8 protein-coding genes are annotated in these 9,468 nt (G+C 65.4%); 2 read left to right on the top strand and 6 right to left on the bottom strand.

The genetic code is table 11. The features are described from left to right. The first annotated feature begins 149 nt into the window (after positions 1-149). Complete coding sequence (locus ABF821_RS17820; protein ID WP_114727658.1) at positions 150-695, top strand: Dps family protein; 546 nt, start codon at positions 150-152, stop codon at positions 693-695. 121 nt (positions 696-816) lie between these two features. On the opposite strand, the gene ABF821_RS17815 is transcribed toward ABF821_RS17820, so the two are convergent. Genes ABF821_RS17815 through ABF821_RS17800 form a run of 4 tightly spaced genes read right to left on the bottom strand, consistent with a single transcriptional unit; the run spans position 817 to position 6,252 of the window. Beyond that, complete coding sequence (locus ABF821_RS17815; RefSeq protein WP_415531031.1) at positions 817-1,902, bottom strand: MFS transporter; 1,086 nt, start codon at positions 1,900-1,902, stop codon at positions 817-819. Position 1,903: 1 nt separating this feature from the next. Beyond that, positions 1,904-3,004 carry an ROK family protein gene (locus ABF821_RS17810; protein ID WP_415531030.1) on the bottom strand — a complete coding sequence of 367 codons (1,101 nt, stop codon included), beginning with the start codon at positions 3,002-3,004 and terminating at the stop codon, positions 1,904-1,906. Beyond that, a complete protein-coding gene (locus ABF821_RS17805) occupies positions 3,001-3,768 on the bottom strand; it encodes a DUF1868 domain-containing protein (RefSeq protein ID WP_415531029.1) in 768 nt (255 codons plus the stop codon). Before ABF821_RS17805 ends, ABF821_RS17810 begins: the two co-directional genes overlap by 4 nt. Positions 3,769-3,771: 3 nt before the next feature. Beyond that, positions 3,772-6,252 carry a TonB-dependent receptor gene (locus tag ABF821_RS17800; protein WP_415531028.1) on the bottom strand — a complete coding sequence of 827 codons (2,481 nt, stop codon included), beginning with the start codon at positions 6,250-6,252 and terminating at the stop codon, positions 3,772-3,774. 285 nt (positions 6,253-6,537) lie between these two features. Between ABF821_RS17800 and ABF821_RS17795 the strand changes: the two genes are divergently transcribed. Then, entirely contained in the window at positions 6,538-7,317 is a 780-nt protein-coding gene (locus ABF821_RS17795) for an acetoin reductase (RefSeq protein ID WP_182974837.1), read from the top strand. A 16-nt stretch (positions 7,318-7,333) separates the two neighbouring features. Here ABF821_RS17795 and ABF821_RS17790 read toward each other — a convergent pair whose 3' ends face one another. Continuing rightward, entirely contained in the window at positions 7,334-8,002 is a 669-nt protein-coding gene (locus ABF821_RS17790) for a flavin reductase family protein (RefSeq protein ID WP_415531027.1), read from the bottom strand. 53 nt (positions 8,003-8,055) lie between these two features. Then, the coding region (locus ABF821_RS17785; RefSeq protein ID WP_415531026.1) for a cytochrome P450 at positions 8,056-9,468 on the bottom strand (1,413 nt) is incomplete at its 5' end.

The raw sequence follows: 9,468 nt of genomic DNA, 5'->3' as shown, positions 1-9,468 counted from the left end.
GGAGGGTATTGATTTATCTCAGGTCCATGGAAGCCGGGATGCAGGCGCATGCCCGATATGATTGTTCCATGACGGCGGGGCGGCGGGGTTGCCGATGCCGGGACCGCTCCCCACATGGCCTGTCGAACGTCATGTTCATGGAGAAGACAATGTCGAACAAGTCCAAGGGTCTGACCGCTGGCGAGGCCCATGTTCACACCTATCTCGGGACACCGACCGATCTGAAGAAAGAGGCGGTCGAAGGCATTTCCGCCGGTCTGCGCTCCGTTCTGGCCGATGTGTTCGCGCTCTATATCAAGACCAAGAATTTCCACTGGCACATGAGCGGTCGCCATTTCCGTGATTTCCATCTGCTGCTGGACGAGCAGAGCGACCAGATCTTCGCCATGACCGACCCGCTGGCCGAGCGCGCGCGCAAGCTGGGGGGGACGACGCTGCATTCGATCGGCGAGATCAGCCGCCTGACCAAGGTTGCCGATAACGACGCGCTTTATGTGACGCCGGAAGACATGCTGGCCGAACTGCGCGAGGATAATCTGGCGCTGACGGGCCGGCTGCGCGCGGTGCATGCGATCTGTGACGAGGGCGGCGACGTGGCGACGGCGAGCCTGCTGGAAAACTGGATCGACGAAACCGAGCGCCGGACCTGGTTCCTGTTCGAATCCACCCGCCCGTCTTTCGGCGGTAACGACTGACAGAGGCTGGCGTGCCTCACGCGGGCTGACTGGTGTTTTGTGCCCCGTCACGGCCGATGGCCGTGGCGGGGTTTATTGTCTGATCGGGGGTATGGAACCCGCTTTGGCGGCTGTGCCTGGATCAGACTGTCAGGAATGTCGCCAGATTGGCGAGCGAGAGCGCGAGCCGGAACAGCAAGGTGGCGGCGCCGGCGGTTTCGGCCTGTCTGTGTGCGGGGGACCACGCCGCCACCGCCGCCCAGAAGCCGACGACATTCATGCCGTGGCCAAGGCCGATGACGAAGGCGAAGGAGAGCGGGATGTCCATGCCCGCAACAGAGCTGGCGGAGGCATGTATCGCCGTGGCGGACAGCAGGATGGCCGCTGGAATGCCGAGCATGCCGACCACGCGGCCCTGGGTCCATCTGTCAACCAGAACGGTGGCCGTGATTCCGCATAATTCTCCGGCCATGCGAAGGATGTAGGCGTTGGTGGCGCCGGCATCGACGGCGTGGCGAATGATGGCCTGGGTGGCCGCATTGTCCATGATGGCCAGAAGAAACAGGACGAACAGCCCCTTCCAGGGCACCGGCAGAACGGTCGCGGACGCGGGCGGCGTGGCGGGGGCGGTCATGAGCGCGGGTCCGTGTGGCAGCCAGAGGAACCCGGCCATGCCCGCAAGGGAGGTCGCGGCCAGTCCGACCGCTGTCACCATGAGCGGCCAGCGGAGCGTATCGTCGTGGCTGGCCATGAACTGCATGAGCACGAACGTCACAGCGATATTGGCCAGCACTCCGCTGGCCGACCGCCAGCGGGACAGGCTGTGCCGGTCGGCTTCGCTGGCCGACAGGCGGGAGATCAGGCTGTTGGCCTGGGCATCGAGCCATGCATAGACCAGATGCAGCAGCAGGCCCGTCGCCAGCAGAAGAGGGATCGGCGCATGCGACAGGGCTTCGAGGAGCAGGGCGCAGAACAGGATCGTGAGGCAGAACGCGCGGGCGAACAGGGGGACCGGGGCCTGCCTGCGGTCGTCGAAGCGCCCGAAGCCGTAGCCGGCGAACGCGCCCACCGCGAACCATATGGCGAAAACGATGGCGGCCGCGTGTGCGGACAGGCCCGCTATGGCCGTCAGGAGGGGAAAGGTTAGCACTTCGTCAGCGTGCCAGATCAGGCTTTTGCCGCCATGGGCGGCGGAATAGGCGATCCGGGTGCGGCGGCTGACCGCCATGTCAGGGCAGAAACTGACTCAGGGGCAGGGAAGCGGCGCCGAGTGCCACGGGGCCGTTCAGGGACGAGGCATGAATGGCGGGTCTGCTCAGTCCGTTTTCCAGGGATTCGAGCGGCGCATCCTGAAGGAAGGTCGCCAGTTTTCGGCGTACATCCAGCGGAAGCGTGCCCCCGATGACGAATTGTGCCGGATCCAGCACCCAGATCAGGGTATCGAGCAGGCGCGCGAGTTGTCGGCCGGCCCGTTCGACCCATTGATCGACCAAGGCTTCGGGAGGTGTCAGACTGTCGAGAGCGGCGGTCGATCCGTCTCCGTGCCCATGTTCCGCCAGGAAAATCGCGAAATCCTCGGGGGAGGGGCGTGCGTGGCTGCGCGGGAAGCACATGCCGAATTCGCCGGCGTTGCCGTTATGCCCCTGTCGGACCCGCCCGCCTTCGACCAGGGCGCCGCCGACACCGTTGGTGAGGTAGGCATAGGCGAAGCCGTCCGCCGAGAGGTCTCGGTTGAACAGGGCTTCGGCCAATGCCGCGGCATTGGCGTCATTGTCATGATAGATTGGCAGGTTACTGATGGCCGCGAATTGTCCAGTGATGTCGAGCGTGCCCCACTGCTCGATGCCCGGTACGGGCAGGCGCCGCCTGCCGCCCTCGGTGAAGGCGCCTGGCAGTGCGATCCCCAGCCCCAGGACGCGGGCGTATCGTGCCGCCACCGGCCGGTGGGCCGCCAGCATCGAACGGGCATGTGTGACGACGATCTGCGGATCGTCGGAGCGGGTGGGTTCCACACGGTCGAGAATGATCCGGCCGGTGAAGTCGAGAGCCATGAGATGCAGGTGGTTGTAGCCGATCGACAGTCCGTAGGTCATCGCGCCTTGCGGATCGAGTTCCAGCAATTGCTCGGGCACGCCCTTGCGCCCGTCATTGTGGCGGGCGCCCTCGCGTACCAGACCCAGATTGAGCAAAGATCCCGCAACGCGGGTCAGCGTGGAGGGCGTGACGTGGGCCAGGGGAGACAGGCGGGCACGCGAAATGGCACCATGGCGTCTGACCAGTTCGAGAACGCGGCGTTCCGATGGAATCAGGTCTGGAATCGGAGCTGTCATGACTGGCGCGGTAGCGGAAAAAGCGGCGTGAAGGCAAGCATGTCGTCATAGGTGCAGAAGCGCGGGGCGCCGAGGGAAAGGGCGCGCCGTTCCGCCGGTGTTTCCGCGAGCAGGGCATCGATGCGTGCCTGTGTCCGGGCTCTCGCGTCCGGGTCCAGCGGGGCGATCGTGTAGGCCAGCGACATGTGGAATCTGTACCGGGCGTGACTGGGCCGGTGGATTGCCAGTCGGGCGGCGATTTCGTCGCGCAGGTGACGGATGGCGCCTTCCTGCGTGTCGTCGAAGCCCGTGACATTGAGCCGGACACCGCGATCGGTGATGCTCAGGCCCCTGGCGCGCATGACGATGGGTTGCGGATAGTCGAACGGGGCGGCGGTCAGCGCACGGGTCGCGTACTGCGTCGCGGTAGCGATCGGCGCGTCGATCGGCAGGGCGGCGGGCCAGTTCCGAGGGGTGCGGTCGTGGTCGTTCACGCCCTCGAAGACCGTCATGTGGAATGACGAGAGGGGAAGCAGGGCGATCTGGCGTGCAATCGGACTGTCCGCCAGGGCGTCATGCAGTGTTGCCATCAGCGTGGCGGCTGCCGAGCCGCGATCGAGCGGGATGATGATCGTATTGCCGCGGAATGGCAGCGCCGCGCCGCTGGCGTCGAACTTGCGTCCGACCTCGGGGATCTGGGCGGCGCGGCCGGTGCATGCGGGCAGGAGGCTGCCGGCGATGGCCGAGAGGACACGGCGGCGGGTCGTCGGAGCGGTGAGGGCCATGGCTCAGAATTCTGCCGAGAAGGTTGCGGAAACGGCGCGGGGCGAGCCCAGCGTGTAAGTGGGGGTGGAGGCGCCCGGCCCGGACGCGGCCAGATTGTAGGAATTGGGGTTCACGCCGCCGGTCGGGGTCAGATAGCCTTTGTTGAAGATGTTGGTAACGTTGATCAGGAGTTTCGGCGCGCTCATGGCGATGCCTTCGGCCAGCGTGACGGTGGGGAAGCGATAGCCTACGGACAGATCGACCGTCGCGTAAGGGGCGGCGGACTGGTCGTTCGTCAGGGTCGTGTCGCTTCGGCCGACATAGCGCACGCGGAGCGAACCGCTGACCGGCCCGTTGCGGTATGTCATCTGCGCGACGCCGATCCATGGCGGTGTGTTATAGAACTGCTTGCCTTTCGTAGGCAGATAGACCGTGGTGCCCCCGGAGGGATAGGGAATGTCGGCGGCCATTTTCGCGCTGGTATAGGTGGCCGAACCGTAGAAGCTGAAACCGCGCCAAGGTGTCGTGCCGATTTCCAGTTCAGCTCCCCGGTTGTGTGTGCCGCCGAGATTGGCGTAGGTCGCGGCGGCCAGGGGATCGAACGGGTTGGCGAACAGGCCGATGCGGTTGTAAAATTCGATATCGAAGCCGGTCACCTGCATGTTGAACCATTTGTGCTGGAAGCGATATCCCCAGTCCATGCTGACGCTGGTCTCGGCGCTGATATCGGGTGCGGCCCCGATCGCGCCGGTCTTCTTGTCCACCAGTTGCTGATCCACGAAATTGGGCGGCAGCCGTTGACCCGTGCTGATGCTGGCGAAGACCTGGTGGTTGGGCGTTATGAAATAGCGGGCGCCGGCACTGGGCATCATGCGCGTGAAGTCGCGCTCCACAGCATACCATTTATAGGATTGAGCCTGGTCGCTGGGCAGGTTCTCGAAGCGACGCGCGTTCTGCTGCCAGCGTGTTCCAAGTGTGACCAGCAGGCGGTCGTGGAAAAAACGCCCGGTCGCACCAACGGAAAGCTGGTGCGTCGTCATGTCGGTTTTCCAGAGCCGGTTTTGCAGGACCCTGCCGGTGGCCTCCTGAAGCAGGTTGGCGGCGCTGGAGAACAGGATGTCATCCACCGTACCGTCTTCATTGATGGACTGGAACGGGTTGGATTGATGCTGGAACAGGCGCTCGAACCAGTATCCCCCCTCGATCGTCACCGGGCCGATATCCTGCTCAAGGCGCAGGAGGTTGCCGATCCGGTCGAAGGCGCTTTGGCTGAAGCTGTTGACGACCACGGCGTCTTTCGTGTCGCCGTCGCCGTTGAGGTCGACGGCGCGGTGCAGGCTGCTCGCCTCCTTCAGCAATGTTTCCGCGGTGCTTCCGCCATATTGGTGATGATAATAGGGCTGAACCGTCAGGCGGGTGTGCGGCGTGGGCGCGAAATGGCCGGCAAGGGTGATCAGCCAGCGGTCGCCGACGGTATTCATCATGCCGTAATAAGGCAGGTTATGGGCTGTATAGGGGACAGCGGCCCCGGTGTTGGCATAGACCGCCGTCTGTGCGGTGCCGGCCACCGGCGTGGGATTGAGGCCGAGGAAAGAGTCCAGATCGGTGCCGTATCCGTTATCGTAGCCATAGGCCCTGTATTGGGCCAGCGTCACATTCCGGTTCTTGCCGCCGTATTTGTAGTCGCGGAATGCCATCAGGTCGATCGTGTTTCCCGCGCCGAGATCGAGATGCGAGCGCAGATCGCCGTGATATTTCAGGATGCCGCCCTTGTCCTGATTATAGACGCTGGCGGTGGAACGGGAAAAACTGATGTAGTTCGTCAGGCGCCCGTCCAGCATCGCGCCGGTATTGTAGCGGGCGAAGGTTCTGACCAGGTCGTAGCTGCCGCCGGTCTGCTCGATGAACGCCTTGCGTGCCTTCGTCGGTGCACAGGTATGGTAAGCCATCGAGCCGCCGATTTCGCCACGCTGGGGCGAGAGCGGATCGGAGCCCGCCTGGGTGACGACAACGTTGCAGTAATTTTCTGAATCGTTGTTGGCCGTCAGCACGAAATCGTAGGTGCTGGCATCGTTCATCGGCACGCCGTCGACAGTGAAGCCGATCAGGTTCCGGTCGAAGCCGCGAATGGAGATCGACCCGCCGTCGAACAGCCCCGTCGGATCGCCTGTCGTTGCGATCACGCCTGGTACCGTCTCGACCAGGGTCGCGGCGTTGGCCGAGGGGCGCAGCAGATCGAAGGCTTCTTTCGTCACCGTGCTTTGCGCGGTCGTGCCGGTATGGCCGGTCATCAGGCCGCCGCCGACAGGTTTGCGCGTGGCGCGCACTTCCAGTCTTTCCTCGGCAGACGATGGTCGGAACGCCGCTTTTTCCCGATGTGGCGAAGCACGGAGTGCGGCCTGATCGTCCGGGGCGGCGATCGCGGATGCGAAGGGGATCGGGGACAGGGCGGTCATGAGCATCAGGCCGCCGCGAATGAGACCGTGCGGATACGATCTGGACATATGAGGATTTCCCAAGGGCGAGAGCGAATGGCTGCTCTATATCGCTCGCCTGTCGGGACTGTCATGTTATAGTTTTGTTGCGGTAGTAAATAAAATTGGGGCGGAACCGTGGTGCGTTCTGGCCGGTGTCCGGCGTGCCGCTGTCGCAGGACCGCGACAGGTGTTGTGCGGGCCTGTCACGAGGACGTGAGAGCGGGGCGGCACGCTCTTTCGTGCGGTATCGGCCTATGGCGATCTGAGGGCAGACAGCCGGCGTCACGCGCGGCTCAACAGGAGAAGAGTACGATGGCAATCACGGGAAAGGTCGCGCTGGTTACGGGGGCGGCCCAGGGTATCGGCCGCGGCATTGCCCTGCGTCTGGCACAGGATGGCGCGGACGTGGCGCTGGTCGATCTGAAAGCCGAGGGTCTGAGCGAAGTGGCGGCGGAAATCGCGGCCCTGGGGCGCAAGGCCACCATTTTCATGGCTGACGTGGGTGACCGGGCGCAGGTGCGGGCGGCGGTCGATCATGCCGCGCGGGAACTGGGCGGTTTTGACATCATGGTCAATAATGCCGGCATCGCGCAGGTCAAGGCGCTGGCCTCGGTGATGCCGGAGGATGTGGAGCGCATCTTCCGGATCAATGTCCAGGGTGTGCTGTGGGGGATTCAGGCGGCGGCCGACCGGTTTATCGCCAGCGGGCAGAAGGGCAAGATCATCAACGCCTGTTCGATCGCCGGGCATGACGGGTTTGCGCTGCTGGGCGTCTATTCGGCGACGAAATTCGCGGTGCGCGGGCTGACCCAGGCGGCGGCGAAGGAATATGCCAGCAAGGGCATTACCGTGAACGCCTATTGCCCCGGCGTGGTGGGGACCAGCATGTGGGTCGAGATCGACCAGCTTTTCTCGGAAATCACGGGGGCGGAGAAAGGGGCGACCTTCCGCAAATATGTCGATGGCATCGCCCTGGGCCGGGCGCAGACGCCCGAAGACGTGGCGGGGCTGGTGTCGTACCTCTCCGGCCCCGATTCCGATTACATGACGGGGCAGGCGGTCCTGATCGACGGTGGGCTGGTTTATCGCTGATCGCGTCGGGGCCTGTTCAGGGCTGGCGGGAGAGGATGGCCTGCCAGGTTTCCTCGGTGGGGCGGCCCATATCGAACATCGCGTCGCGCCGGATCGCGGCGTAATCGCCGGGGCCGCCGGCGCGCAGGATGGGCTGCGCTCCGGCGGTGTCGTAACGGCCTTCGGCCAGCAGGCTGCGCCGGATATGCACCGCCACCACCTCGCCGAAGACCATCCAGCTTTCCACATCCTCGCCCCCGGCGGTGCGCAGTTGCAGCATCTGGGTCAGGCGGCATTCGAAATGCACCGGGCTGTCCGCCACCCGTGGCGGGCGGACCTGCGTGGAGGGCAGGCGGGCCAGGCTGGCGAGGTCGAATTCGCTGACATCGGGCGGGACGGCGGCGGAACTCAGATTCATCGAACCGGCCAGGGGCAGGGTGGCGAGGTTCCACACGAATTCGCCCGTGGCGTGGATGTTGGCCACCGTGTCTTTCCAGCCGATGCTGGAAAAGCCGATGATCGGCGGCTGGTAGTTGAAGGCGTTGAAGAAACTGTAGGGCGCGAGATTGGCCCGGCCCATCGCGTCGACCGAGGAAATCCAGCCGATCGGGCGTGGCCCCACGATGGCGTTGAACGGGTCGTGCTTCAGGCCGTGGCCGGTGGCGGGGCGGTAGGAATGGAAGGCGTCGGGCGGATTGGATGACATGGCGGCGTCCTCGATGAAAGCTGTGGGGAGCATGCCGTGGCCGGCCGGTGAGGTCAGCGGCGGCGCAGGCGGAAGGCGGGGGCGTGGCTGGGCCGCGTCGACAGCACCCCGACCGGCAGCACCGGCCGGTGGTCGGCGAGAGTGAGCGCGAAATCCTGGAGCAGGCGGGCCAGCACCAGCACGGCCTCGGTCATGGCCAGTTGCGCGCCGATGCAGACATGCGGCCCGGCACCGAACGGCAGGAAGCTGAAGCGCGGGGGATCTGGGTGGTCCAGAAAACGCCGGGGGTCGAATTGCGCCGGGGCGTGCCACAGGGCGGGGTTGCGGTGCAGCATCCAGAAGGGCAGCAGCACCATGGCGTTGTCGGGCAGGGAATGGCCGCACAGGTCGGTTTCGCCCACGGTTTCCCGGCCGCTCATGAAGGCGGGCGGATAGAGGCGCAGGGTTTCGCGCACCACGGCCGTCGTGACGTGCAGGGAGGGTAGCGAGAAGGCCGCGCCATCCGGCGTCAGGTCCTTGTCCCGCACTTCCTGCGCGATCTCGTTCTGCCATCGGGGGGACTGGGCCAGCAGCAGGCAGGACCAGAACAGGACCGATGCCGTCGTTTCATGCCCGGCCACGATCATGGTGGCGACTTCGTCGATCAGTTCGGACGTGGTGCCGCCGCCCTGGTCGCCGAAGGCCGTCTGCATCAGGTCGAACAGGTCGCGCGGGGCATCGGTGGGGGCCTGCGCGTGGCGCGCGGCGATGATCTGGCCGATCAATGCCACCCATTGTCGGCGGAAACGCGCGCGGCGCCAGCCCAGCAGGGTCGGCGTGCCGGGTGGCAGCAGGAAATCGGAAGGGCGGGGCGTGCCGATGCCGGTCATGAAGCGGGTGACGGCGTTACGCAAAGGCTGGTCGAACGCGCCGATCTCCAGCGAGAACATGGAAACCGCCGCGACATCCAGCGCCAGGCGCCGCATGGTCGAGAACAGGTCGACCGGTCCGCCGGTCTCCAGGTTTCGGCAGCCCCGCTCGGCGCAGGCGGCGATATGTCCGGCCAGCACGGGCACCGTGCGCGGGGTGAAGGCCGGGGCCATGGCGCGGCGCTGCCGCCGCCACGTATCGCCCTCGCTGACCAGCAGGCCGCGCCCGACGATGGGGCTGAGCACGCGCTGGCCGACGCGCATGCGGCGATAATGTCCGGCATCCGATGTCAGGATCGCCTGCATGGATTCGGGGCCGGCGGCCAGCACCAGCGGGCGGCCCAGCGCGCGCAGGCTGACCACCGGCTGGGTGAAGCAACGCTGTGGAAAGGCCGAATAGCCGTTGCGCCGCAGGGACGTGAGAACGCGCAGGCCCCCGGCATGTTCCGACAGAAGAGGCGGCATCGGCGGAATGAGAGGGGATGAGTCGAGCACGCGCGGACCTTTGCTGGACGGGACGGCAGCGTAGCCAAACCGGTCGGGGCGGGAAAGCGGGGG

This window comes from Gluconacetobacter sp. (assembly GCF_047721585.1).
GTDB classification, from domain to species: Bacteria; Pseudomonadota; Alphaproteobacteria; order Acetobacterales; family Acetobacteraceae; genus Gluconacetobacter; species Gluconacetobacter dulcium.
The sequence above is the reverse complement of the archived record's forward strand: the minus strand, read 5'-3'. Positions and strand labels throughout refer to the sequence as shown.